At 70.7% G+C, this 24,200-nt stretch carries 21 protein-coding genes; 14 read left to right on the top strand and 7 right to left on the bottom strand.

Translation table 11 applies throughout. The features are described from left to right. Nucleotides 1-5: 5 nt before the first annotated feature. Nucleotides 6-566 (bottom strand): TetR family transcriptional regulator, encoded by a 561-nt coding sequence (locus ACWDRB_RS17245; RefSeq protein WP_449894821.1) that lies wholly within the window; start codon nucleotides 564-566, stop codon nucleotides 6-8. Nucleotides 567-650: 84 nt separating this feature from the next. On the opposite strand from ACWDRB_RS17245, the gene ACWDRB_RS17240 reads away from it, so the two are divergent. Next, a complete protein-coding gene (locus tag ACWDRB_RS17240) occupies nucleotides 651-1,079 on the top strand; it encodes a hypothetical protein (RefSeq protein WP_350725214.1) in 429 nt (142 codons plus the stop codon). On the opposite strand, the gene ACWDRB_RS17235 is transcribed toward ACWDRB_RS17240, so the two are convergent. Next, the gene (locus ACWDRB_RS17235; protein ID WP_449894818.1) at nucleotides 1,063-2,703 is read right to left on the bottom strand and encodes a bifunctional metallophosphatase/5'-nucleotidase; all 1,641 of its coding nucleotides are present in this window, start codon (nucleotides 2,701-2,703) and stop codon (nucleotides 1,063-1,065) included. The two genes, ACWDRB_RS17240 and ACWDRB_RS17235, sit on opposite strands and share 17 nt — an antisense overlap. Before the next feature lie 112 nt (nucleotides 2,704-2,815). On the opposite strand from ACWDRB_RS17235, the gene ACWDRB_RS17230 reads away from it, so the two are divergent. Genes ACWDRB_RS17230 through ACWDRB_RS17180 form a run of 11 tightly spaced genes read left to right on the top strand, consistent with a single transcriptional unit; the run spans nucleotide 2,816 to nucleotide 13,659 of the window. Beyond that, the gene (locus ACWDRB_RS17230) at nucleotides 2,816-3,679 is read left to right on the top strand and encodes a MurR/RpiR family transcriptional regulator (protein ID WP_350725218.1); all 864 of its coding nucleotides are present in this window, start codon (nucleotides 2,816-2,818) and stop codon (nucleotides 3,677-3,679) included. Between the two features lie 8 nt (nucleotides 3,680-3,687). After that, the gene (locus ACWDRB_RS17225; protein ID WP_449894816.1) at nucleotides 3,688-4,920 is read left to right on the top strand and encodes an extracellular solute-binding protein; all 1,233 of its coding nucleotides are present in this window, start codon (nucleotides 3,688-3,690) and stop codon (nucleotides 4,918-4,920) included. Continuing rightward, a complete protein-coding gene (locus ACWDRB_RS17220) occupies nucleotides 4,911-5,801 on the top strand; it encodes a carbohydrate ABC transporter permease (RefSeq protein WP_449894814.1) in 891 nt (296 codons plus the stop codon). The genes ACWDRB_RS17225 and ACWDRB_RS17220 overlap by 10 nt, the downstream gene beginning before the upstream one ends. Continuing rightward, a complete protein-coding gene (locus ACWDRB_RS17215) occupies nucleotides 5,798-6,601 on the top strand; it encodes a carbohydrate ABC transporter permease (RefSeq protein ID WP_355207921.1) in 804 nt (267 codons plus the stop codon). Before ACWDRB_RS17220 ends, ACWDRB_RS17215 begins: the two co-directional genes overlap by 4 nt. Nucleotides 6,602-6,612: 11 nt before the next feature. Further along, nucleotides 6,613-7,359, top strand: a complete 747-nt coding sequence (locus ACWDRB_RS17210; RefSeq protein ID WP_350725226.1) for an SIS domain-containing protein — start codon at nucleotides 6,613-6,615, stop codon at nucleotides 7,357-7,359. After that, entirely contained in the window at nucleotides 7,356-8,381 is a 1,026-nt protein-coding gene (locus tag ACWDRB_RS17205; protein ID WP_449894811.1) for a hypothetical protein, read from the top strand. Before ACWDRB_RS17210 ends, ACWDRB_RS17205 begins: the two co-directional genes overlap by 4 nt. Further along, entirely contained in the window at nucleotides 8,378-9,304 is a 927-nt protein-coding gene (locus ACWDRB_RS17200; protein WP_449894809.1) for a BadF/BadG/BcrA/BcrD ATPase family protein, read from the top strand. The genes ACWDRB_RS17205 and ACWDRB_RS17200 overlap by 4 nt, the downstream gene beginning before the upstream one ends. Nucleotides 9,305-9,347: 43 nt before the next feature. Further along, complete coding sequence (locus tag ACWDRB_RS17195) at nucleotides 9,348-10,091, top strand: TetR/AcrR family transcriptional regulator (protein WP_449894806.1); 744 nt, start codon at nucleotides 9,348-9,350, stop codon at nucleotides 10,089-10,091. Between the two features lies 1 nt (nucleotide 10,092). After that, nucleotides 10,093-12,567 carry a PEP/pyruvate-binding domain-containing protein gene (locus tag ACWDRB_RS17190; protein ID WP_449894803.1) on the top strand — a complete coding sequence of 825 codons (2,475 nt, stop codon included), beginning with the start codon at nucleotides 10,093-10,095 and terminating at the stop codon, nucleotides 12,565-12,567. A gap of 56 nt (nucleotides 12,568-12,623) precedes the next feature. Then, nucleotides 12,624-12,773: a hypothetical protein gene (locus ACWDRB_RS17185; RefSeq protein WP_449894801.1), complete on the top strand. Its 150-nt coding sequence runs from the start codon at nucleotides 12,624-12,626 to the stop codon at nucleotides 12,771-12,773. Further along, the gene (locus tag ACWDRB_RS17180) at nucleotides 12,751-13,659 is read left to right on the top strand and encodes a phosphotransferase (protein WP_449894798.1); all 909 of its coding nucleotides are present in this window, start codon (nucleotides 12,751-12,753) and stop codon (nucleotides 13,657-13,659) included. Before ACWDRB_RS17185 ends, ACWDRB_RS17180 begins: the two co-directional genes overlap by 23 nt. A gap of 9 nt (nucleotides 13,660-13,668) precedes the next feature. On the opposite strand, the gene ACWDRB_RS17175 is transcribed toward ACWDRB_RS17180, so the two are convergent. The 3 genes from ACWDRB_RS17175 to ACWDRB_RS17165 form a co-directional block, all read right to left on the bottom strand. Beyond that, nucleotides 13,669-15,651: an amino acid transporter gene (locus ACWDRB_RS17175; protein ID WP_449894796.1), complete on the bottom strand. Its 1,983-nt coding sequence runs from the start codon at nucleotides 15,649-15,651 to the stop codon at nucleotides 13,669-13,671. A gap of 126 nt (nucleotides 15,652-15,777) precedes the next feature. Continuing rightward, the gene (locus ACWDRB_RS17170; protein WP_449894794.1) at nucleotides 15,778-16,677 is read right to left on the bottom strand and encodes an intradiol ring-cleavage dioxygenase; all 900 of its coding nucleotides are present in this window, start codon (nucleotides 16,675-16,677) and stop codon (nucleotides 15,778-15,780) included. Nucleotides 16,678-16,785: 108 nt separating this feature from the next. Next, entirely contained in the window at nucleotides 16,786-17,577 is a 792-nt protein-coding gene (locus ACWDRB_RS17165) for an intradiol ring-cleavage dioxygenase (protein WP_449894792.1), read from the bottom strand. Nucleotides 17,578-17,904: 327 nt separating this feature from the next. Here ACWDRB_RS17165 and ACWDRB_RS17160 point away from each other — a divergent pair, with 327 nt between their 5' ends. Both ACWDRB_RS17160 and ACWDRB_RS17155 read left to right on the top strand, forming a co-directional pair. Beyond that, the gene (locus ACWDRB_RS17160) at nucleotides 17,905-19,296 is read left to right on the top strand and encodes a glycoside hydrolase family 43 protein (protein ID WP_449894789.1); all 1,392 of its coding nucleotides are present in this window, start codon (nucleotides 17,905-17,907) and stop codon (nucleotides 19,294-19,296) included. Then, nucleotides 19,293-22,532 (top strand): MGH1-like glycoside hydrolase domain-containing protein, encoded by a 3,240-nt coding sequence (locus ACWDRB_RS17155; RefSeq protein WP_449894786.1) that lies wholly within the window; start codon nucleotides 19,293-19,295, stop codon nucleotides 22,530-22,532. Before ACWDRB_RS17160 ends, ACWDRB_RS17155 begins: the two co-directional genes overlap by 4 nt. A gap of 48 nt (nucleotides 22,533-22,580) precedes the next feature. Here the strand turns inward: ACWDRB_RS17155 and ACWDRB_RS17150 are convergent, their stop codons facing one another. Together ACWDRB_RS17150 and ACWDRB_RS17145 are read right to left on the bottom strand one after the other, a co-directional pair. Beyond that, nucleotides 22,581-23,303 carry an SDR family oxidoreductase gene (locus ACWDRB_RS17150; RefSeq protein ID WP_449894784.1) on the bottom strand — a complete coding sequence of 241 codons (723 nt, stop codon included), beginning with the start codon at nucleotides 23,301-23,303 and terminating at the stop codon, nucleotides 22,581-22,583. Between the two features lie 5 nt (nucleotides 23,304-23,308). Beyond that, nucleotides 23,309-24,142 carry an oxidoreductase gene (locus ACWDRB_RS17145; protein WP_449894781.1) on the bottom strand — a complete coding sequence of 278 codons (834 nt, stop codon included), beginning with the start codon at nucleotides 24,140-24,142 and terminating at the stop codon, nucleotides 23,309-23,311. Between the last annotated feature and the right edge of the window lie 58 nt (nucleotides 24,143-24,200).

The following is a 24,200-nucleotide window of genomic DNA, read 5'->3' as shown; positions in this document are numbered from 1 at the left end:
CCGGGTCAGGCGTGCCCGAGGCCCGCCGGCAGCAGGGCGCGGAGCGTGGCCTGGACGGACTCCAGGTCCACCGCCTCGGGAGCGACCCGCCACTGGGCGTGGACGCCGATGACGGCCCCCACCAGCAGGACCGCGAACGCCTCCGGGTCGGTGCCCGGGGGCAGCGCGTCCGCCGGTATCCGGGCCAGCACCCCCTGCCGGAGTGCCGCGTGGAGCCGGGCGTAGTGCTCGCGGATCGGTGAGCCGACCTCCACGGCCTCGGCGAGCAGGGTGATGAACAGCCGCGTGGCGGGCCGGCGGATGAAGCCCATGACCTGGTCGAGCGGATCACCGGCGGGCGGGGGGAAGCCGCTCGGCACGGCCTGGACCTGGTCGTCCACCACCGCTTCCAGCAGGCCGAGCTTGTTGCCGAAGTGCCAGGGGATGGAGCCGCGGCTGATGCCGGCCTTGTCGGCGATGTCGATGAAGCTCGTCTGCCGGTATCCCTTCTCGGCGAAGAGCTCGGCCGCGGCCGTCACCAGCAGCCGGCGGCTCTCCTGAGTGCTCTCGATACGTCGCGTGGCCATGCGGCCATCTAACCAGGTATGCCGGATGACAGAGCATATGCCTGGCGATATAGCCTGTGTTGGCCAACATAGAAGGGTGTCACGATGGACTCCAAGAAGCGGCTGCTCCGCTGGGCGAGCGGGATCATGCTGGTGCTGGGCGCGGGGCACCTGTCCCTGCTGGCGCTCTTCGCCTGGGGCGACGTCGCCGGCTGGGCGGACCGGGGGCTGTGGGCGGCCGTTCCGCTCGAATTCACGGGCGGCGCCCAGACGGTGGAGTCCCTGCAGAACAAGCTCGTCTTCTGGGCCGGTCCGGGGGGCTTCGCCGTCCCCTTGTTCCTCCTGGGGTGCCTGATCTGGCACCTGGCCGGACGAGGGGTGGCGGTGCCCGCCGGACTCGGCTGGGGTGTCGCGGCGTGGTGTGCGCTGGGCGGCGTCCTGCTCGTGCCGTCCCCGTTCTTCGCCGGGACGGTCTCCGGGGCGCTCATCGTCGTGGCGGCCCGGGACCGCCCTGGTCCTAGTTCAGGCGGGTGACCCGGCCCAGGGCCGGGGCCTGCAGCGGGCTCTTCGCCCGGATGTAGGACTCGAACGCCTCGATGTCGCGTACCTTCTCCACCCGGTCGGTGCCCTCGGTCAGCACCGAGAAGCCGTCGCCGCCGTTCGCGATGAAGGAGTTGGCGGTCAGGCGGTACTTCGCCGCCGGGTCGACGACGGTCCCGTTGAGTTTGACGGTGGCCGGGTCGATCCGGTCGCAGGCGGGCTTGGCGTTGTCGTAGGTGTACGTGAGCCCCTGGGAGATGCCGAGCACGCGCGCGGTGCCCTGGCCGCACCACTGCTGCTCCAGCAGCCGCTCCAGCTGGGTGCCGGTGAGCGTCATGGTGGCGAGCATGTTGCTGAACGGCTGCACGCGCAGCGCCTTGCCGTGCGTCACCAGGTTCGCCATCTCGTTGCCGGTGGGGTTGACGATCAGGTCGCCGCCGATGCCGCCGCCGTAGGGCGGCTGGATCCCGATCTGGGCGCCGCCGTTCTCCGGGGCCGAGGTGGCGAGGAGCCGGGCGTCGGCCAGGGCGTGGCCGATGGTGGACTCGCCGGCGGCGTTGCGCTGGGCGGTGAGGTCGCGGGCGAGCAGGCCGACCGGCCGGTCCAGCAGCTTCTGCCCCTGCTCGTCGGTCCTGCGGCGCAGGGCGGCGATCTGGCCGTCCGGCTTGACGTCGTGGGTGACGGTGAGGTTCTCGGCCTTGGAGGCGGTCGGGTTGCCGGTCGCCCGGTCGACGGTGAGGGAGATCCTGGTGAGCTCGCGCGTGTGGCCCGAGGTCTGGGTGACCGGGATGCCGTTGATCACGCAGTTGTACGCGTTGTGCGTGTGCCCCGAGATCACCGCGTCCACCTCGGGATCGAACCGCTGCACGATGTCCTTGATCGGCCCGGCCAGGTTGTTGCACTGGTTGGGCAGGCCGCCGCCGGTCTGGCCGCCGCCCTGGTGGATCAGGACCACGATGGTCCGCACCCCCTTGGCCTTGAGCTCGGCCGCGTACGTGTTGACCGCCTCGGCCTCGTCGCGTCCCTCCAACGGCGCGGTGGGGCCGGGGGCCTCGTTCAGCGTGTTCTTGTAGCTGACGCCGATGATGCCGACCTTGACGCCCTTGACCTCCTTCACGATGTAGGGGGTCATCGCGGGCTTGCCGGTGGTGGTGTCGACGATGTTGGCGCCCAGGTACGGGAAGTCGGCGCCCTTGAAGCCCGGGAGCGCGCACCCTTCGATCGGGTGGCAGCCGCCGTTCTCCATCCGGCGGAACTCGGTCAGGCCCTCGTCGAACTCGTGGTTGCCGACGCTGGAGGCGTCCAGGCGCATCAGGTTGAGCGCCTGGATGCCCGGCTCGTCGTGCAGGGCGGTGGCGTTCATGGTGCTGGAGGAGATGTTGTCGCCGGCCGCGAGCCGCAGCGTGCCGTGGGGGTTGTCGCGCTGGAGCCGGTCCATGTGGGCGGCCAGGTACTCGGCGCCGCCCGCCGGGACCGGGCCGGACGGCGTCATGGCGAAGCTGGTCGGGAAGCCGGAGTGGAAGTCGTTGAAGGCCAGTAACTGGATGTCCACCGCGTCGGCACGGGTGGGCAGCAGGCCGGCGCTCCCGAGCACCAGCGCCAGGAGGAAGTTCCGCATGGCCTCGAAAGTGACATACTCCCAACAGATCACACAAGGGGGAAATTTTCTAACATTGTCTGTTGAATGTGAACTATTGACATACATGTCGGAAAGCGGGAGGGTTCCTCCCATGTCACCGATCCTGGCCAGAATCCGGGGGGTCGAGCCCACCCTCACCGCGACCCACCGGCGCATCGCCGAGACGATCCTGGCGGACCCCGCCGCCGTGGCCGCCTCGACCATCGGTGAGCTGGCGGAGCGGTGCGGCACCTCGCTCACCACCGTCACCCGCTTCTGCCGCGAGCTGGGCCTGGCCGGCTACCCCGAGCTCAGGCTGGCGCTGGCGGCCGAGCTCGGCCGCAACGACGCCACCCCGCGCGAGCAGAGCCTGATCGCCTTCTCGCCGGACGACCCCGCGAGCCTGGTGCTGCGCAGCCTGCTGGCCAGCGACATGCGCGCGATGGAGGAGACGGCGGCCCAGCTCGACCTCGAGGCGGTGGACCGGGCCGCCTCCGCCCTGGTGCGCGCCAGGTTCATCGACTTCTTCGCGGTCGCCGGCAGCGCCGGCGTGGCCATGGACCTGCACCTGCGGCTGCACGCCATCGGCCGGCCGGGCGCGCTGTGGACCGACGTGCACAACGCCGTCTGCAGCGCCAACGCGCGCGACGGCCACGACGTGGCGCTCGGCATCTCCCACTCGGGCACCACGGCCGAGGTCGTCGAGCCGCTGACCATCGCCAAAGAACGCGGCGCCACCACGATCGCGGTCACCAACTTCCCCCGCAGCCCGCTGGCCGAGGCCGCCGACATCGTCCTCACCACCGCCGCGCAGGACACCCCCTTCCGCGCCGGCGGGGTGGCCGCCCGCCACACCCAGATGCTCGTCCTGGACTGCCTCTACATCGGCGTCGTCCAACGCACCCATCAGACCAGCAACCAGCTGCTGACCGCCGCCACCGACGCGGTCGCCAAGCACCGCCTGCCCCCACGCTAGGAGCCCCCATGCGCCTCGCCGCCGCTGTCGCGCTGGCGATAGCCCTCACCGCCTGTGCCCCTTCGACCACCACCAGTGCCGGCGAGGGCAAGGTCACCCTCTCGGTCTGGGGGTGGGGTCCCGAGGCCAACTACGACAAGATGTTCGCCGAGTACGAGAAGCTCAACCCCGGCGTCGACGTCGACGCCCGCTCCTTCACCACCGCCACCGAGTACGACACGATCCTGTCCACCGGCCTGGCCGGCGACAGCGGCCCCGACCTGGCCTGGCTGCGCGCCGGAGCCCAGCTGCAGCCGCTGGTCGAGGCCGGCCGGCTGCTCCCGCTCGACACCAAGGACGTGCCCGGCCTGGCGAGCTACGACGAGGGCGTCCTGCGCGCCGCCAAGGGCGACAAGGACGGCAAGGTGTACGGCGTCCCGTTCGCCGTGCAAACCCTGCAGGTGATCTACAACAAGAAGATCTTCGCCGACAACGGGGTCACCCCGCCCAAGACGTACGACGAGATGATCTCCTCCGCCGAGAAGCTCAAGGCCAAGGGCATCATCCCGTTCGCCTTCGGCGGCAAGGACGACTGGATGCTGCCGATCGTGGCGAGCATCTTCGGCACCGCCCAGTGGGGCGGCGACGAGTTCCTCGCCGACGTCAAGGCCAAGCGGAAGAAGTTCGCCGACCCGCGCTTCGTCGAGGGCATCGAGCAGCTCGGCAAGCTCAAGCCGTACTTCCCCGAGAACGCCGCCGGCGTCTCCTACACCGACGCGCAGATCCTGTTCTCCTCCGGCAAGGCGGCCATGTTCCCCGGCGGCCTGTGGGAGCTGAACTTCTTCAACGAGAACGCCAAGGGCGTCGATCTGGGCGTCTTCACGCCGCCCTCGCCGGAAGGCGAGGGCCTCATGCCCGGGTTCACCGACGGCTCCTACGGCATCAACGTCAAGACCAGGCACAAGGCCGAGGCGCTGAAGTTCGCCGCCTGGCTGGCCTCCAAGGACTACGGCCAGCTCTACACCGACACCCTGCGCATCTTCTCCGCCGTCCCCGGCGTCACGCCCAAGGACCCCCTGCTCGGCGAGGTCGCCACCACCTTCGAGCAGCACGGCGCGGCCTACTTCATGAACGAGTTCGCCTACGGCAACCCCTCCTCGGCCGCCGTGTTCTCCAAAGCGCTGCAGGAGATGCTGCTGGGCCGGATCACCGCCAAGGAAGCGGCGGAGCGGCTCGACAAGAGCGTGTCCACATGGCTCTAGGCACGCGGCGGGGGCGGGGATCGTCGTACCTGTTCCTGATCCCCGCCTTCCTCCTCTACTCGGCCTTCGTGGTCTACCCGCTGTTCACCGGCCTGACCTACAGCTTCTTCTCCTGGAAGGGCACACTGCGCGGCGGCTTCGCCGGGGTGGACAACTACGCCGGCCTGCTGTCGGGCACCTTCCTCGACCAGCTGCTGCCGGCGCTGGGGCACAACTTCCTGCTCTTCGCGGGCACCATGCTGGTGCAGAACACGCTGGGCCTGGCCTTCGCGCTCGCGCTGTCCCGCGTACGGCGCGGCAAGCGGGCCCTGCAGACCATGTTCGCCCTGCCGTACCTGGTCAACCCCCTGGTCATCGGCTACCTGTGGACCCTGCTGCTCAGCCCCGCCTTCGGCCCGGTCAACGCGTTCCTCAAGCCGCTCGGCCTGGCGATGCCGTGGCTGGGCGACCCGGACACCGCGTTGCCGACCGTCATCATGATCACCACCTGGCAGTGGGTGGGCTTTCCGATGCTGCTGTTCAGCGCCGCCCTCGGCGGCATCCCCCAGGAGTACGGCGAGGCCGCCAGGACCGACGGCGCGGGCTCCTGGCAGGTGTTCCGGCGCATCACGCTGCCGCTGCTCAAGCCGGCCATGGCCACCGTCACGATCCTCAGCTTCATCGGCAGCATGGGCACCTTCGCCCTGGTCTACGCGCTCGGCGGCTCCAACGGCGCCCCGGCGGGCGCGACGGACGTGCTCGGACTGCTGTTCTACCGGACCGCCTTCGCCTCGGGCGACGTCAACGCGCTGGGCACCTCCTCGGCGCTGGCGGTCTTCATGTTCACCTTCATCTTCGGCTCGACGCTGCTGCTCGAGCGGGTCCTGAGGAGGAAGGCATGAGGGCACTGGCGATCAAGATCCTGCTCTGGGGCTACGCCGCCTTCTCCATGGCGCCCCTGCTCGTCATGGTGCTCAGCTCGTTCCGGCCCACCAGCGAGATCTTCGACCAGCCGCTCGGCCGGCCCACCGGGTTCGGCAACTACGTCAAGGCGTGGACGGAGGCGTCCTTCTCCACGTACGTGGTCAACTCGGCGGTCGTCGTGGTCTGCGCGGTGCTGCTGGGCGCCGGGGTCTCGTTGCTGGCCGCGTACCCGCTGGGCCGCAGGGAGTTCCGCGGCCGCGGCATGTTCGCCGCCTATTTCATCTCCGGCATGACGCTGCCCGCCCACCTGGGTGTGCTGCCGCTGTTCTATCTGCTGGAGAGCATGGGGCTGGTGGACTCGCTGGCCGGGCTGGTGCTGGTCTACGCGGCCGGGTCGGTCCCGTTCAACGTCTTCGTGCTGACCGCCTTCTTCCGCCAGCTGCCGTACGAGCTGGACGAGGCCGCGTCCCTGGACGGCGCCGGCCCGTTCGCGACCTTCTGGCACGTGATGCTGCCGCTGGTCCGGCCCGCGCTCGCGACGGTGGTGGTCTTCCAGTTCGTGCCGATCTGGAATGACTTCTTCTACCCCCTGGTCCTGATGCGGGACGAGAGCAAGCTGACCCTGCCGGTCGGCCTCACCCACTTCTTCGGCCAGTTCCAGAACGACTGGGGGACGCTCTTCGCCGGCCTGGTGATGACGACGATCCCTCTGGTCGTGCTCTTCGTCCTGGCCACGCGCCAGATCGTCGCCGGGCTGACCGCCGGCATGAACCGTTGAGGAAACAATCCATGGATCTTGTGATGGCCTTCGCCGACGAGGCGCGCTCCCGCCTGGACCGGCTGCTGACCGGCCAGCTGCCCGCCATCCGGCGGTCGGGGGCGCTGATCGCCGAGGCCGTGCGCGCCGGCGGCGTCGTGCACGCGTACGGGACGGGGCACTCGGAGGCGGTGGCGCTGGAGGTGGCGGGCCGGGCGGGCGGTCTCATCCCGACCAACCGGCTCACCCTGCGCGACCCGGTGGTGCTGGGCTCGGCCGACCCCGGCGAGTTCGACCCGCTGGCCGAGCGCGATCCGCGCACCGCGCACCAGGTGCTGGCCCTGCACACGATCGAGAAGTCCGACGTCTTCGTCATCGCCTCCAACTCGGGCGGCAACGGCTCGACCGTGGAGATGGCCCGGCTGGTCAAGGAGCGCGGCCTGCCGCTGATCGCGATCACCTCCCTGGCCCACTCCGGCGCCATCACCTCGCGCCACCCGTCGGGGGAGCGGCTGTTCGAGCTGGCGGACATCGTGATCGACAACCTGGCGCCGTACGGCGACGCCGTCCTGCCGACCGAGCACGGCCCGGTCTGCGGCATCTCCTCGATCACCTCGGCGCTGGTCGTGCAGCTGATGATCGCCGAGGCGATCGGCCTGCTCCAGGCGGATGGAACGGTCCCGCCGGTCTACCTGTCGGCCAACATCCCCGGCGCCGACGCGCACAACGACGCCCTCGTGGCCCGCTACGCCGGGCGGATCAGGACAGGAGCGCTGTGAACCTGACGATCGCCGCCTTCTGGCCGCCGCCGCCCCACGAGACGACGGCCGCCCGCTACCAGGAGATCGCCGACGCCGGTATCGACCTGGTCATCACCGGCAACTACCTCAACGACCGCGTCATCCTGCGACATGCGCTGGCCTGCGCCGAGGAGGCGGGGCTCGGCGTGCTGGTCGCCTCGGACCCGCGCGTGGACGTGCTCATGCGCGACCTGGACGTGGACCCCGCGCCGCTGATCGGCCGGGTGGTCGACGACTACCGCCCGTTCCGCTCCTTCCGCGGCGTCAGCCTCATGGACGAGCCGCACGCCGAGCAGTTCGCCAGGGTGGCGGCCGGGGTCGCCGCCGTGCGCGCGGCCGGCGCCTTCGCCTACGCCAACCTCCTCCCGAGCCACGCCACCGGCCCCTACGACGCGTACGTGGGGGAGTTCGCCAGGATCGTCCGCCCCGACGTGCTCTCCTTCGACCGCTACCCGTTCCTGGCCGACGGCTTCGACGAGGGCTACCTCGCCGACCTGGCGACCGTGCGCGAGCACGCGCGCCGGGCAGGGCTGCCCGCCTGGATGTACGTGCAGACGCTGGCCTACGACGGGCACCGCGAGCCGACGGCCGCCGAGCTGGCCTGGCAGGTCAACACCGCGCTCGCCTACGGCTACACCGGCATCCAGTACTTCACCTACTGGACGCCCGACCCGGCGCGCGGCGAGGGCTTCCGGCCGGCGCTCATCGACGGGGACGGCGTGCCGACCGAGCGCCACGGCATGGTGCGCGACCTCAACACCCGCTGGCTGCGCCCGGTGGCGGCGGAGCTGTCCGGCTGGACGTCGGCCGACCACGACGGCGACGTCCTGGTGGGCCGCTACGGCGAGGGCCGGCTGTTCGTCTGCAACGCCCGTCACGACGAGCCGGCCGAGGTCACGCTCGACGGGATCACCGAGGCCTTCGACCCGGCGACCGGCTCCTACGAGGCGTGCGGCACGGCCTTCACCCTCGCGCCCGGCGCGGCGAGACTGGTCCGATGATGCTCTTCGCCGGCGTCGACGCCGGCGGCACCACCACCCGGGCCGCCCTCCACGCGGCGGACGGGACCAGGCTCGGATACGGCACCGCCGGCCCCGGCAACCCGGCCGCGCATGGCGGCCCGGCGGCCGGGGCGGCGATCGAGCAGGCCCTGCGCCGCGCGCTCGACGGCCTGGACCCATCGCTGGTGGCCGCCTCGGTGGCGGGGGTGGCGGGCGCGGACGACGGCTTCGCCGAGGTGCTGCGGCGCGTCTGGACCGCGTGCGGCATCGCCGCACCGCCCAGGCCGGCGAGTGACGTGGACGTCGCCTACGCGGCCGGCACCCCGGCGCCGTCCGGCACGCTGCTGCTGGCCGGGACGGGGGCGGCGGCCGCCCGCTTCTGCGGCCGCGCGGTGGCGGCCGTCGCCGACGGGCTCGGGTGGTTGCTCGGCGACGAGGGCGGAGGCTTCTGGATCGGCCGGGCCGGGGTGCGCGCGGCCGTCCGCGCGCTCGATCGCGGCCTGCCGTACGGGCCGCTGGTGGAGCTGGTCGGCGCGCACTTCGGCGCGACGGGGGAGCCGCGGCGGCGGGCCGACCGCATCGTGCGGCTGGCGCAGGCCGACCGCATGCTGGTGGGGGCCGCGGCGCCGCTCGTGGCCGAGGCGGCGACGGCCGGGGACGAGCGCGCGGCGCAGATCGTCGGCGAGGCCGCGCGGCGGCTGGCGGCGACGGCGGGCCGGGTGCACGGCGAGGGTCCGGTCGTGCTGGCGGGCGGCGTGCTGGCCGCCGACGGCCCGGTACGCACGGCGGTCATGGCGCTGCTGGCCGGGCGGGAGGTGGTCACCGCGCGGGACGGCGCGGCGGGGGCGAGCTGGCTGGCCGCGCTCGACCGGCTGGGCGACCTCGGCGCGCACGCGCGCTTCACCAACTTGTCATTAATTTAATGACCGATTAGTCTCATCTGGTCAAACAAATGAGGTGAGACGGATGGTCAAGGTAGGGCGGCCACCGCAGGACCCGGCCCGGCAGATGGAGCGGGCCCACCGGATCCTCGACGCCGCCGCCGATCTGGTCCTGCGCTGGGGCTACGGCAAGACCACGATCGACGACGTGGCCAAGCGGGCAGGCGTCGCCAAGGGCACCATTTACCTGCACTGGAAGACGCGCGACGAGCTCTTCGCCGCGTTGCTGCGCCGCGAGCGGGTGCTCATGCTGGCCGAGGTCCGCCAGGGCACGCCGGCCACGCTGGGCGAGCTGTACGGCGGGTACGCCCGCGTGCTGCTGCGCAGGCCGCTGCTCCAGGCGCTCATGCGGGGCGACTCGGACCTGCTGGGCAAGTTCACCCGCCAGAAGCAGCAGGCGGGTCAGTCGCCGACGATGGGCCTGCCCCTGGAGGCGTACGTGGCGGAGCTGGTCAAGCTGGGCGCGGTGCGCGAGGAGCCGGGCGACCACGCCATGGTGGCCAACGCCGTCCTGTACGGGTTCCTGTTCGTGCCGGACGGCCTGCGCATGGAAGCGGAGGAGTCCGCCGACCGGATCGCGTTCCTGGTGGCCGACACCATCGACCGGGCCATGAGCACGGGCCGCACCCTGTCCGGCGACGACACCGAGGTCGTCGCGCGGGCCGTCGCGCGGGCCACCCTCGACTTCCTCGCCGCCGCGCAGGAGATCGCCGAGCAGCGGCTGGCGGCCTCCATGGGCGGGTCGCAAAAGGCGCAAAGGAGCGTGTGACGTGAAGGCCGTACTCCCTCTCGACGACGCGGCGGCCGACCTCGCGACCGTCGGCGGCAAAGGCGCGTCGCTGGCCAGGCTGACCAGGGCGGGGTTGCCCGTTCCCGCCGGGTTCCACATCACGACCGAGGCCTACCGGGCGTTCGTGTCGGCCTTCCGGGACGAGATCCCGCACGCGGAGGACCCGCGGACGCTGTTCGCCGAGCACGACATGCCCGCCGGGCTCGCCGTGGAGATCCGCCGGGCGTACGAGGCGCTCGGCGACGACGTGCCGGTGGCCGTGCGCTCGTCCGCCACCGCGGAGGACCTGCCGGACATGTCGTTCGCCGGTCAGCAGGACACCTATCTCAACATCAGGGGTGACGCCCTGCTCGACGCGGTCAGACGCTGCTGGGCCTCGCTGTGGAACCCGCGCGCCGTCGCCTACCGCGACCAGAACGGCGTCCCCCACGACGACGTGGCGCTGGCCGTGGTGGTCCAGGAGCTGGTGGACGCGGACGCGGCCGGCATCATGTTCACCGCGAACCCGGTCAGCGGCGCCCGCGACGAGACTGTCGTCAACGCCTCCTGGGGGCTCGGCGAGGCGGTCGTCGGCGGCCAGGTCACCCCTGACACGGTCGTCGTGTCCGGCGGCGCCGTGACGCAGGAGCAGGTGAGCGACAAGACGGTCATGACCGTCCGCACCCCCGACGGCACCCGCGAGCAGCCCGTCCCGGAGGACCTGCGGCGTGCGGCCGTGCTCGACGCCGCGCAGGCCGTGGAGCTGGCCGCGATCGGCGCCCGCATCCAGAGCCTGTACGGCACGCCGATGGACGTCGAGTGGGCCAGGCGCGACGGGAGGTTCGCCATCGTTCAGGCCCGCCCGATCACCGGCCTCAAGCCGCAGGTCGAGGAGTGGAACGACAGTCTCAAGGGCGAATACCTGTGGACCGGCGGCAACCTGGGCGAGGCCATCCCCGACGTGATGACGCCCATGACGTGGTCGTTCGTGCGGCTGTTCATCCACGAGGCCATGTCCGCCTCGGCCCTGCCGGGCTTCGACATGGTCGGCAACATCGGCGGCCGCTTCTACATGAACCTGAGCGTCGTCCACTCCATCGCCGGCGCCCTGGGCATGCGCGGCAGGCTGAGCACGGTCGACCAGATCTTCGGCAAGCTGCCGCCGGGGCTCGGCGTGCCGATGGTGCCGGTGTCGCGCTGGGAGATCATCAAGCGGGTCCTGCCCATGGCGGTCGGCGTCCAGCGCCGCGTGCGTACCAACCTCAAGGGCATGCGCGCGTTCCTGGACACCTCGCAGCGGCGCTGCGAGGAGCTGCGCGCCACGATCGCCGCCACCGGGTCGGGCCCCGAGCTGGCCGAGCTGTGGGAACGCGAGATCAAGCCTCACATGGTCACCTCCTGCCGCATGCTGGAGGCCGCCGGCCGCCAGGGCGGCGCCACCCTGGTCTGGACCCGCGACCGGCTGCGCAAGATGATGGGCGAGGTCGACGCCGAGGCCATGCTGACCGGCGTCAACACCGATGGCGAGCTGGCCAGCCTGGGGCCGGTGATGGGCCTGTCCAGGCTGGCGCGCGGGGAGATCACCAGGGACGAGTTCGCCCGCGCGTACGGGCATCGCGGCCCCCACGAGTTCGAGGTGTCGATCCCGCGGCCCGGCGAGGACGACGCCTGGATCGACGCCCAGCTCGCGGGCCTGCGCGACCTGCGGGCCGACACCGAGGCGCTGCTCGCGCGGCAGCGGAAGGCCAGGGAGGAGGCGTGGGCGCGCTTCGCCGGGCGTTATCCGCGCCAGGAGGCCAGGATGCGCGCCAGGGTCCAGCGGTGGAACGCCGTCGTGCGGGACCGCGAGTCCGCGCGCTCGGAGAACATGCGGGCGTTCTGGGTGCTGCGGGCCTTCGCCGTACGGGCCGGGGAGCTGTCGGGCCGGGGCGACGACGTGTTCTTCCTCTACCTCGACGAGCTGCTGGCCCTGCTGCGGGGTGACCCGTCCGCGCTGGAGCGGGTGCCGGTGCGGCGGGCCACCTACGAGCGGTACGCGGCCCTGCCGCTCTACCCCGCGCTGATCGTCGGCCACTTCGACCCCGTGCGCTGGGCCGCCGACCCCGCCCGGCGGGTGGACGTCTACGACGCGCGCGGCACGGTCGTGCCGGTGAGCGACACCGTGCAGGGCTTCCCCGGCGCCCCCGGCATCGTCGAGGGCATCGCCCGGGTGATCTCGGGGCCCGAGGAGGGCGACCGGCTCAAGCCGGGCGAGATCCTCGTCACGACGCTCACGAACGTGGGCTGGACCCCGATGTTCCCCCGCGCGGCGGCCGTGGTGACCGACATGGGCGCGCCGCTGTCGCACGCCTCGATCGTGGCGCGCGAGCTGGGCATCCCCGCCGTGGTCGGCACCGGCAACGCCACCATGCGCGTGCGCGACGGCGACCGGATCAGGGTGGACGGCGAGCGGGGCACGGTCGAGTTGCTGGCGTGAAAAGTCTCCGCCAAGTCGATCGCTTTAACGGGTGGCATGGGATGACCTTGGTGCCCATGATCGAATGGTGGACTCCGCAGGACGTGTACGAGCTCGAGGCGCGCTGCGCCCGATTCCGCATTGCCAAGCTGGCGCTCGATCGGGGCCCCACGGAAGTGGGCAGGGCGGAAATGGACAGGGAGGATGAGGCCGATCCGGCGGCGTGACTTCGCCGAGCTGCCCCCGTCGCTCGTGGCCGAGGTGGAGCGCAGGCTGGGCGCCGTGCGCGGCTTCGAGGAGCGGCGGGGCGGCTTCTCGGACGGCGTGCTCGGCGTGGCCGCGCTCGCCGGCGGGGAACGCGTGTTCGTCAAGGCCGTCCCGGCGGACGGCGGGGACGCGGCCGGCTACCGGGAGGAGGCCGCCGTCAGCGCGGCGCTGCCTCCCGGGGTGCCCGCGCCGCGCCTGCTGTTCGCGGACGAAAGGGATGGCTGGCTGCTGATCTGCTCCGAACTGGCGCCCGGGCGGGTGCCGCACGAGCCGTGGCGCCCCGAGGAGCTGGCGGCGGCGCTGGACCTGCTCACGGTCTGCGCCAGGGAGCTGACCCCGGCGCCGGTGGACGGCCTCCCGACCGTCGCCGCGCGCATGAAGGGCCGCTGCGAGCTGTGGCAGGACCCGGGCACCGCCCGGCTCGGAGCGTGGGAACGCGACCACCTGGCCAGGCTGGCGGAGGTCGAGCGGGAATGGGAGTCGCTGGTCACCGGCGACACCATGCTCCACTTCGATCCGCGCTTCGACAACATCCTCATCGACGAGCGCGGCACGGCCCGGCTCGTGGACTGGGGGCGGGCCTGCGTTGGACCGGACTGGGTGGACCTCGTCTGCCTGCTGCTGGAGTCCGAGCTCGGGGATCCCGACCCGGAGGAGGTCTTCGCCGGGCACCCGCTCGGGCGGCGGGCGGCGCCAGAGGGTGTGGACGCCCTGCTGGTGACGCTCCTGGGCTACTGGACGCGTACCGCGGTGCTTCCCGGACCGGCGCACGCGCCGCACCTGCGGGAGCGGCGCGAGCACTCCCGCCGCGCCACCCTCGCCTGGCTCGGCGCCCGCTGGGCGTGAAGGGGCCCGCTAGCCGCCGACGTGGATGCCGGGCCGGTTGGCGGGCTCGGGCTCGCTCTTGCGCAGGATCTCGCGTACGACCGGCGCCGTGTCGCCGCGGCCGAGGATGAGATAGCGGAACAGGTGCACCAGCGGAGAGCCCTCCGCCCACGCGAAGTAGCAGTGCGGCCGCACGCCCCCGGCGTCGCGGAGCGCGAGCAGGACGGCGGCGATGGCGTTGGGCGCGGCCGGGCTCTCCGCGCGCAGGATGCGGTATTTGTCCACCTCCACGCCGCGCACGTGGAGCACGTCGCTGAAGCCGGACGGGTCGATGACGTCGATCTCCAGGAACATGATGTCCGCCCGGCCCGGGACCGGGTTGACCCCGCGCTGCTCGGCCTCCTTCTCGGCGTACTCGGCCGCGTCACCCGCCTGGCGGCGGTTGGCGACGATGTTGAGCGCGCCGTCGTAGTCGAGCGAGTCGGCGATGAACCGCCGCGCCGCCTCGTCGAACTCGATCCGGTCGGCCCGCAACTCGGTCGTCCGCGAGACGCGCGAGATCAGCGAGATGGCGATGATGCCCAGGATGAACAGCGCGGAGATGGCGATGCCGTCGGGCTTCTCCCGGATGTTCTCCACCAGCGCGTACACCAGCACCAGGGTGAGCACCGAGAAGCCGGCTGTGGCGGCCCGTTGGCGGCGGCGGATGGCCGAGATCGTCACCGCGACCGCGCCGGAGACCATCATGGCCAGGATGCCCGTGGCGTACGCGCCGGCCTGGGCGTCCACGTCGGCGTCGAACGCGATGGTGAGCACCACGCAGATGCCCGTGTAGACCAGCACCACGGGCCGCACGGCGCGGCCCCAGTCGGGCGCCATGCCGTACGAGGGCAGGTAGCGCGGCACGATGTTGATCAGGCCGGCCATCGCGGAGGCCCCGGCGAACCACAGGATGAGGATCGTGCTGATGTCGTAAACCGTGCCGAACATCTCGCCGAGCCGCTCGTGCGCCAGGTAGGCCAGCGCCCTGCCGTTGGCCTCGCCGCCGGGCCGGAACTTCTCGGCCGGGATGAGCACCGTCGTCACGAAGCTGGTCGCGATCAGGTAGACGCTCATGATGAGCGCGGCGCAGGTGAGCAGCTTGCGCGTGTTGGCGACGCGGGACTCCAGCTGCTCCTCGGCGGTCTTGCCGGCGGCGGCCACCAGCGGCATCATGCTGACGCCCGTCTCGAACCCCGAAAGGCCCAGCACGAGCAGCGGGAAGGCCAGGACGGCCGGTCCGATGAGGCCGCCGAAGCCGCCCGTGCCGCTGGTCAGCGCGTCGGTCCAGCGGGAGAGCGCGTCCGGCGAGGTGAAGACGTCGCCCAGGCCGACGGCGACGACGACCGCGTTCAGCAACAGGAAGATCGCGACCAGCGGGATGGCCACGCCGACCGCCTCGCTGAACCCGAGCAGGAACACCCCGCCCAGCACCAGCAGCAGCACCGAGGTCAGCAGGACCTCGTGGCCGTGCAGGAAGCTCGGGAAGAACGGGTTCTCCACGACGTGCACGGACGCGTCGGCCGCCGACAGCGTGATCGTGATGATCCACGACGTGGCCACGAACCCCAGCAGCACCAGCACGAACAGCTTGCCCCGCCAGAACGGCAGCAGCCGCTCCAGCATCGCCACCGAGCCCTGCCCGTGCGGGCTCTCCCGGGCCACCCGCCGGTACATCGGCAGCATGCCGAGCAGCGTCAGCGCCACGATGAGCAGCGTGGCCAGCGGCGATAAGGCGCCGGCCGCCAGCGCGGCGATGGCGGGCAGGTAGGCCAGCGTGGAGAAGTAGTCGACGCCGGTCAGGCACATGACCTTCCACCAGGCCTGCGGCTCGGCGTGCGCCTCGGTCGTCTCCGGGCCCGTCGGCTGCACGCGAAGCTGCAGCAACCAGCGCGCCAGACCGTTGGACGGGGGCGCTGGCGGGGTCGGGCTGTCGACGACCGCGGGGATCGTACGCCCACCGGTACCGCTCACCGGATCTTCCTCTCATCGAGAACGGAAACCACCCTAGGGGGTCCGGCACGCTATCACGCGGCTGGTCCGGCGAATCTCCCCGCACCCTCCCGATCGCCACCTACCCGGACGACCGGCCCGGCGGGTCTAGGCGCCGTCCTTGTCGGAGTCGGCGGAGAAGACGATGGCCCCGAGGTAGCCGTCGTCCTCCTGAGTGATCTTCATGAGCATGCTGTCGTCGTAGATGTTGTCGTTGTCGTTGAACGTGTCGCGCCCCGTGTGCTCCGAGTACGGCGACTTCGCCATGACCGCGCTGTTGAGCTTCTCGTCGAACATCATCTGCGTGGTCAGCACGCGCTGGTTGCTGAAGTGGACCATGGCGTGGATGTGGATCGTGCGCCCCCGGTACCAGCCCGGCCAGATCGTGGTGAACTCCACGATGCCGTCGGCGTTGGTGACCTGCGCGCCGCGGAGGTAGCGCTTGTCGTCGGTGGGCGTCAGATCCGCCATGTCGCCCCCACCGTTACCGGACCCGCCACCGGGACCGCCGCTGGGACCGCCACTGGGCGGGGCGCCGGTGGGCGCGCCGCTCGGGGGATTGCCTCCGCCGGGCGGGTTGCCGCCGCCCCCGCCGGTCGAGGCCGCCTCGGCCCCCGAGTAGAGCCCGGCCGCGTCGCAGTGCCAGATCTCCACGACCGCGTTGCCCAGCGGCTTGCACGTCTCGCTGTCCTGCACCTTGACGGCCACCCGCAGCCGCACGCCCTGCTTGTCCTCGCGGATGTCGCTGCGGATCTTGTCGGCGTCGAAGTAGTAGGGGCCCTGCGTCGTCGTGCTGGTCAGCTTGCAGGTGCCAGCCCCGTCGAACAGCGAGGTGAGGTCCTTGGCCGTGGTGGCGGCCGGCGTCACGCTCGCGCCCGTGGACGTCGTGACGGTCGCCGTTCCCTCGGCGCTCGAACAGGCCGCCAGCAGGCTGCCGAGCCCGAGCGAGCTGATGCCGGCGAACAGCCGTCTCCGGCTGACGCGCTGACCTTCGTGATCGTGTCCCACTATGGTGTCCTTGTCCGGGATGCTGTGGTGTTCCGGACCTCACCGTAGGACGGGACCTCTTGGGACCTCCTTTACCGCGGATGAAGTTCTCATGAGTTGGGGACGGGGTCAGCCGCCGTCCGTATCGGAGTCGGCGGACAGGATGATCGTGCCCAGGTAGCCGTCGCCGTCCTCGATGACCTGCAGCATCATGCCGTCACGGAAGATGTTGTCGGCGCTGTTGAAGGTGTCGCGCCCGGTGTGCGCCGCGTAGGGCGGCGTGGCCAGCACCCTGGCGTTGAGCGCGTCGTCGAACATGATCTGCGTGTTCAGCACGCGCCGGTCGCTGAAGTGGACCATGGTGTGGATGTGGACCGTCCGGCCCGGGTACCAGCCCGGCCAGATGGTCGTGAACTCCACGATGCCGTCGGCGTTGGTGACCTGCGCGCCCCGCAGGTAACGGTAGTCGTCCGAGGGCTTCATGTCGCTCATGAAGGCCACGTCGGTGAAGCCGCCCGGGGGAGGGCCGCTGGCGGCGTCGTCCTTCGACTCCTTCTCCGCCCCCGAGTAGACCCCCGCGGCGTCGCAGTGCCAGATCTCCACGACGGCGTTGCCCATGGCCGAGCACGTCTCGCTGTCCTGCACCCTGATGCCCATCCGTAGCCGCACGCCCGGCTTGTTCTCCCGGATGTCGCTGCGGATCTTGTCGGCGTCGAAGTAATAGGGGCCCTGCGTCGCCGTCGGGGTCAGCTTGCACACCCGCGAGCCGGCGAGCAGCGAGGCGAGATCCCCGGTGGCCGTCCTCGACGCCGCACCGGCCCGGGCGCCGGGCGCCGACAGTACGGCGCCGAGCCCGAGCGAGCTGATGCCGGTGATCAGCCGCCGCCGGCTGACCCGCTGACCTTCGTGATCGTGTCCCACTGGAGTTCCTTCTGGCGTTCCTGCACTCAGACGAACTTCTCACGGGAGGGCGGCCTTTCAACGGAGGCGCGGCCTGCGCTCGATGACAGTCGAGTCGAAAACCTTTTCTGTGTTATGAAACTGTAACTAGATGGCTCGCGAGCTGATCAGCGACCGTAGGGCCAGATAGGCCCAGTTGAAAGGACCTGCACACAGTTGCAGTGGCCGATTGACAGCCCCTGTCCGGTCGTTCTACTTTCCCGAAAACCTTTTAGGTTCACCGCTTCGATCCCTGTCCGTGATGTTAGCGCTAACAAAAGCAATCGCTAGATTGTAAGGGGCGAACACATGAGACGACGCTGGGCAGCGGCCCTCACCGCGGCACTCGTGCTCATCCTCGGCAACGCGACGCCCGCGTACGCGGGCGCGCCGATCACCACCTCGATCTACACGGCCGACCCGGCCGCGCTGGTCGTGGGTGACACCCTGTACCTCTACACCGGCCACGACGAGGCCCCCGCGGGCGGCACGAACTTCGTCATGCGCGACTGGCACGTCTTCACCTCGAGCGACGCCGCCAACTTCACCGACCAGGGCGCCAAGCTCTCGATCTCGAACTTCTCCTGGGCGGGCGCCGACGCCTGGGCGGGCGAGGTCGAGCGCGGCGCCGACGGCAAGTACTACTGGTACGTCCCCGTCAACGGCAACGGCGCCGGCTGGATGGACATCGGCGTGGCCGTCGGCGACAGCCCGCTCGGCCCGTTCCGCGACGCCAAGGGCGGCCCGCTGATCAGCGACAGCACCCCCAACTCCTCGCCCCTCAACATCGACCCCACCGTCTTCACCGACGACGACGGCCAGGTCTACATGTACTGGGGCTCCTACTACGGCCTGCGCGCGGCCAAGCTCAACGCCAACATGACCTCGCTCAACGGCTCGGTCGTCACCCCGAGCGGCGTGTCGAACTTCTGGGAGGCCCCCTGGATGTTCAAGCGCAACGGCGTCTACTACCTCGCCTACGCGGCCAACGACTCGGCCTGCTCCGCGCCGGGTTACGCCTGCATCAGGTACGCCACCGCCGGCAACCCGCTCGGCCCCTGGACGCACCGCGGCGTCGTGCTCGACCAGGTCAGCTCGACCACCAACCACCCGGCGATCATCGAGTACAAGGGCCAGTGGTACATGGTCTACCACAACGCCGCCGCCCCGGGCGGAGGCAACTTCCGCCGCTCGGTGACCATCGACAAGCTCTACTTCAACGCCGACGGCACCATGCAGAAGGTCGTCCAGACCAGCGGCGGCCCCACCACCCCGGGCAACCTGGCGACCAGCGCCACCCCCTACACCTCGTACGTCTCGTCCTGGGAGACGCTCGGGGCGATCAATGACGGCTACACCCCGGCGAACTCGGCCGACCACAGTCACGGCGCCTACGGCAACTGGGACCACCAGGGCACCGAGTGGATCGAGTACCGCTGGCCCAGCGCCCAGAACATCTCCAAGATCCAGACCTACTGGTTCGACGACGACCTGGGCATCGACCTGCCGGCCTCCTGCCAGGTGCAGTACTGGAACGGCAGCGCCTACGTCAACGTGCCCGGCCAGTCGTCCTGCGGCGTGGCGGGCAACACCTTCAACACCACGACGTTCACCTCGGTCAACACCACCCGGTTGCGGCTGAACATCACCTCCAAGTCCGGCTTCTCGACCGGTGTGCTCGAATGGAGGGCCTTCTCATGAGGCGCGCCCTATTAGCCCTGCTGCTGGTGGCGGGATTGGTCGTCGCCGGTGCGCCGGCGCACGCGGACCAGACCATCGGCTATCCGACCTTCAGCGGCCCGGCCGTCCCCGCTCCGCCGGGGTCGTACACGACCGGCAACACGATGCAGGCCATCTACGACGCCGAGAGCTCCGGCACCGACTTCTGGATGGACCGGCTGCTGGCCCGCTCGGGCAACGACCCGGCCGGCACGTGGCTCATGACGCGCGGCCGGGCGCTGTTCATGAAGACCCACACGCCCGGCACGCTCGGCTTCGCCGGGCAGGTGGCGTACTGGGAGAGCATCAACAACAACAACGCCTTCACCGTCGCCGTCACCCCCGGCACGTTCACCGAACAGGTGAACTCGCGCTGGCAGGCGCCCAGCTACTGGAAGAGCCGGCACACCAGCGGCTCGATCACGATCGACCAGACGAAGTTCATCACCGACAACAACGTGGCGGTGGCCAACCTGGCCATCACCAACGGCGGCTCCGCCTCGACGACGCTGCAGCTGCGGGCCACCTCGCCGTATGCCACCTCCGGCAGCGGCAGCGAGCTGACCGGCCAGGTGAACGCCTACAACAACCTCACCACCCTCTACCCGAGGCTGACCGGTGACGGGTTCACCGTCTCCAGCGGCGGGCTGAACAGGTCCGTCACGATCGCCGCCGGGGCGACGACGACCGTCAAGGTCGTCATGGGCTTCGTCACCAACGAGATCCCGGCCTCGCGCACCGACTACGACGCCTACGCCGGCTACACGCCCGCCACCGCGTTCGCCACGCACGTGCGCGCCTACAACAAGTGGTGGGCCGACAACATCCCCTACATCGACGTCCCCGAGCCCGGCATCAAGAAGAACATCTACTACCGCTGGTGGCTGATGCGCTTCAACAACCTGGACGCGGACATCCCCGGACAGACCTTCCAGTTCCCCACCTCCGTCGAGGGCGCGCTGGGCTACAACAACGCGATCGCGCTGACCCAGCCCATGCACATCGACGACCTCAAGTACCTGCGTAACCCGATCTACTCGTACGGCGACTGGCTGAGCGTCGGGCAGATCTCCAAGAACGGCCGCTTCCTGGACAACCCCGGCGACCCGGAGAACTGGTCGAACAGCTACACGCAGTACATCGGCGAGGCGGCCTGGAAGAGCTACCAGATCCACGGCGGCCAGCCCGCCATCGCCGCGAACCTGGCCCGCTACGCCGAGCAGGACGTCAAGGGCCAGCTCTCCTACTACGACCACGACAACAACAAGCTCATCGAGTACGACTGGGGCGCCCTGACCGGCAACGACGCCGACGCCGTGTCCTTCCACTGGAAGCCGGGCAACATGGACCGCGCCGAGTCCGCCTACCAGTACAGCGGGGCGCTGGCCGCCGCGCAGGCGTACGACGCGGTCGGCAACACGGCCAAGGCCAACGAGATGCGCACGCTGGCCACGCAGATCCAGAACGCCATCGTCAACGTGCTGTGGAACCCGAACAGGCAGCTCTTCGAGCACCGGCTGAAGTCCACCAACGAATGGGTGCCGTGGAAGGAGATCAACAACTACTACCCGTTCGCCGTCGGCGCGATCCCTAACACCTCCACCTACAAGCAGGCCCTGCGCCTGTTCGACGACCCGGCGCAGTACCCGATCTTCCCCTTCTACACCGCCAACCAGGCCGACAAGGCGGCCTCGGGCACCGGCAGCAACAACTTCTCCACGATCAACTCCACGGTGCAGTTCCGCCTGCTCTCCGCGGTGCTGCGGAACTACCCCAACGAGTGGATCGACCCGACCTGGTACAAGAAGCTGCTCTACTGGAACGCCTGGGCGCAGTACATCAACGGCAACACCCAGTGGCCGGACGCCAACGAGTTCTGGGCCGACTGGAACGGCTCGTCCATCACGTACCGCTCGTGGATCCACCACAACATCCTGGGCAGCAGCAACTGGACCGTGGTCGAGGACGTCGCCGGCCTGCGGCCGCGCAACGACGCCAAGGTGGAGCTCTCGCCGATCAACATCGGCTGGACCCACTTCACCGTCAACAACCTGCGCTACCGCAACGCCGACCTGACCATCGTCTGGGACGACCCGTCCGACGGCGTCGTGCGCTACCCCGGCGTGCCCGAGGGCTACTCGATCTACATCAACGGCAACCGGGCGGCCACGGTGTCGTCGCTGGTGCCGTTCACGTGGGACCCGGCCACCGGTGACGTCACCACCAGCGGGTCCGTCACCTACCACGTGGCGGTGCCCGGGCTGCAGGCGCCCGCGCAGGTCACCCAGAACAGCGCCCGCATGGTCGACATGCTGGCCAAGGCCGGCGTCGACCTGACCGCCAACCTCACCAACCTCGCCTCCGGCGCCACCGCCACGGCCTCCACCACGGCCTCGGGCAGCACCACCGCGGGCGCGGTGGACGGCTTCCCGATCAACGAGCCGTTCTGGGGCGGCACGACCGCCGGGCAGGACTGGTACGAGCTGAACTTCGGCTCCGCCAAGACGGTCAACGAGGCGCGGCTCTACTTCAAGGACAGCCGCCCGGCCAGCGCCACCTACCGGGCGCCGGCGTCGTACGACATCCAGTACTACAACGGCAGCGCCTGGGTGAGCGTGCCCGGCCAGGCCAAGACACCGTCCGCGCCGCGGGCCAACTACAACGTGGTGCAGTTCTCCGCGGTCAGCACGCAGCGCCTGCGGGTGCTGGCCACGGCCGCCTCCGGGGCCAGGACGGGGCTCACCGAGATCAAGGTGTTCAACCGGGGCGGGACGCAGCAGCCGAATCCCACCAACCTGGCGTCGTCGGCCACGCCGTCGGCGTCGAACACCTCGTCGTGGGAGAGCGTGGCCGCGATCAACGACGGGATCGACCCGCCGTCGTCCAACGACACCGTCAACCCGCGCTGGGGCTGCTGGCCGGAGACCGGGCAGCAGTGGGTGGACCTGACCTGGGGCTCGGCCCAGAACCTGAACCGGGCCGAGGTGTACTTCTTCGACGACGACGAGGGGATCGACATGCCCGCGTCGTGGAAGCTGCAGTACTGGAACGGCAGCGCGTACGTGGACGTGCCGGGCGCCTCGGCGTACACGCTGACCAAGAACGCCTACAACAGCGTCACCTTCAACGCCACGAGCACGACCCGCCTGCGGGTCCTGCTCACCGGTAACGGCAGCAACTCCGTGGGCCTCCTGGAGGTCAAGGCCTACGGTCCGTGACGCCGCGTGGGGGCGCGCCTCGGCGCGCCCCCACCCCGTCCCGCCCCGTCAGCGCTGCCTGGCCGGGCGGATGATCATCTCGTTCACGTCCACCTCAGCAGGCCGGCCGATCGCGTACGCGATGGCGTCGGCGATGGCCTCCGGCGGGATCGAAGCCGCCCGGTACGCGCGCATCGCCTCCTGTGCGCCCGGCTCGGTGATCGTGTCGGCCAGCTCCGACTCCACGACGCCCGGGGAGACCGTGGTGACCCGGATGCTCGGGTCCAGCTCCTGGCGCAGCCCCTCGGTGATCGCCCAGGCGGCGTACTTGGTGGCGCAGTAGACCGCGGCCGTCGGCACCACCCCGTGCGCGCCGATCGAGGCCACGGTGACGAAGTGGCCGCCGCCCTGCTGCTGGAAGTGGGGCAGTGCCGCGGCGATGCCGTGCAGCAGGCCGCGCACGTTCACGTCGATCATGCGCTCCCACTCGTCCACCAGCAGCGAGTCCAGCCGGGACAGCGGCATCACCCCCGCGTTGTTGACGATCACGTCCACCCGGCCGTGCTGCTTCGCGGCCGTGTCGACGAACCTCGTGACGTCCGCGCGGTCCGTCACGTCGAGGCGGCGCACCTCCACGCTGCCGCCCTCGTTCCTGATGTCCTCGGCGACGGCGGCCAGCCGGTCCTCGCGGCGGGCGCCGATGACCAGGTGGTGGCCCTCGCGGGCGAGGCGCACCGCGGTGGCCTGCCCGATGCCGCTGCTGGCGCCGGTGACCAGGACGATCTTCGTCATATCAGTCAGTTCCCTTGGTAGTCGGTGCTGAGCGTGATGTGGCGCCACGCCTCGAATCCGGTCCTGAGCGTGTCGAGCCGCGCGGAGGCGATCTCGTACGCGGCCCGGCCGAGCAGCAGGCGCAGCGGCGGCTCGGCCGCCCCGACCGCGGTGATGATCGCCTCGGCCGCGCGCACCGGATCGCCGGGCTGGTGGCCGTAGGTGGCCAGGGTGGAGGCGCGGCGCGTGCCCGCGCTCTCCGCGTAGTCGTCGATGCGGACGGGAGACTGCCGCATGGAGGGGCCGGACCAGTTCGTACGGAACGCCGCGGGCTCGACGATCGTGACCTTGATGCCCAGCGGCGCGACCTCCGCCGCCAGCGACTCCGACAGGCCTTCCACGGCGAACTTCGTCGCGTGGTAGTAACCGGTCGCCCCGAACGCGGCCAGCCCGCCGAGCGAGGAGACGTTGACGACGTGGCCGCTCCCGCGGGCGCGCATGCCCGGCAGGACGGCCTTGGTGACGTCGACCAACCCGAACACGTTCGCGTCGAACAGTGCCCGGACCTCGTCGTCCCGGCCCTCCTCGACGGCGGCCAGGTAACCGTACCCGGCGTTGTTGACCAGGACGTCGATGCGGCCGAAGGCGGACTCCGCCCGCTCGACCGCCGCCGCGATCTGGGCCTTGTCGGTGACGTCGAGCGGCAGGGCCACGGCCCGGTCGCCGTGCTCGGCGACGAGGTCGGCCACCTGCAGGGGGTCGCGGGCGGTGACGGCCGCGCGCCCGCCGCCTTCCAGCACGGCGGTGGCCAGCGCGCGGCCCAGGCCGGTGGAACAGCCGGTGATGAACCAGACGGACATGGTGGTATATCTCCAGGTAGATAGGCATGGCGAAATGGCGCCCCGGCCGGGCGCGGTT

This window comes from Nonomuraea sp. NPDC003707 (assembly GCF_053587055.1).
This window is presented reverse-complemented; position numbering and strand designations above follow the sequence as displayed.

Bases quoted from the DNA above. Each gene is read 5' to 3' on its own strand.
- ACWDRB_RS17210 (WP_350725226.1), top strand. From the start codon at position 6,613: ATGGATCTTGTGATGGCCTTCGCCGACGAGGCGCGCTCCCGCCTGGAC.
- ACWDRB_RS17195 (WP_449894806.1), top strand. From the start codon at position 9,348: ATGGTCAAGGTAGGGCGGCCACCGCAGGACCCGGCCCGGCAGATGGAG.
- ACWDRB_RS17160 (WP_449894789.1), top strand. From the start codon at position 17,905: ATGAGACGACGCTGGGCAGCGGCCCTCACCGCGGCACTCGTGCTCATC.
- ACWDRB_RS17230 (WP_350725218.1), top strand. From the start codon at position 2,816: ATGTCACCGATCCTGGCCAGAATCCGGGGGGTCGAGCCCACCCTCACC.
- ACWDRB_RS17225 (WP_449894816.1), top strand. From the start codon at position 3,688: ATGCGCCTCGCCGCCGCTGTCGCGCTGGCGATAGCCCTCACCGCCTGT.
- ACWDRB_RS17200 (WP_449894809.1), top strand. From the start codon at position 8,378: ATGATGCTCTTCGCCGGCGTCGACGCCGGCGGCACCACCACCCGGGCC.
- ACWDRB_RS17215 (WP_355207921.1), top strand. From the start codon at position 5,798: ATGAGGGCACTGGCGATCAAGATCCTGCTCTGGGGCTACGCCGCCTTC.
- ACWDRB_RS17155 (WP_449894786.1), top strand. From the start codon at position 19,293: ATGAGGCGCGCCCTATTAGCCCTGCTGCTGGTGGCGGGATTGGTCGTC.
- ACWDRB_RS17240 (WP_350725214.1), top strand. From the start codon at position 651: ATGGACTCCAAGAAGCGGCTGCTCCGCTGGGCGAGCGGGATCATGCTG.
- ACWDRB_RS17145 (WP_449894781.1), bottom strand. From the start codon at position 24,142: ATGTCCGTCTGGTTCATCACCGGCTGTTCCACCGGCCTGGGCCGCGCG.
- ACWDRB_RS17245 (WP_449894821.1), bottom strand. From the start codon at position 566: ATGGCCACGCGACGTATCGAGAGCACTCAGGAGAGCCGCCGGCTGCTG.
- ACWDRB_RS17185 (WP_449894801.1), top strand. From the start codon at position 12,624: ATGATCGAATGGTGGACTCCGCAGGACGTGTACGAGCTCGAGGCGCGC.
- ACWDRB_RS17180 (WP_449894798.1), top strand. From the start codon at position 12,751: ATGAGGCCGATCCGGCGGCGTGACTTCGCCGAGCTGCCCCCGTCGCTC.
- ACWDRB_RS17220 (WP_449894814.1), top strand. From the start codon at position 4,911: ATGGCTCTAGGCACGCGGCGGGGGCGGGGATCGTCGTACCTGTTCCTG.
- ACWDRB_RS17150 (WP_449894784.1), bottom strand. From the start codon at position 23,303: ATGACGAAGATCGTCCTGGTCACCGGCGCCAGCAGCGGCATCGGGCAG.
- ACWDRB_RS17235 (WP_449894818.1), bottom strand. From the start codon at position 2,703: ATGCGGAACTTCCTCCTGGCGCTGGTGCTCGGGAGCGCCGGCCTGCTG.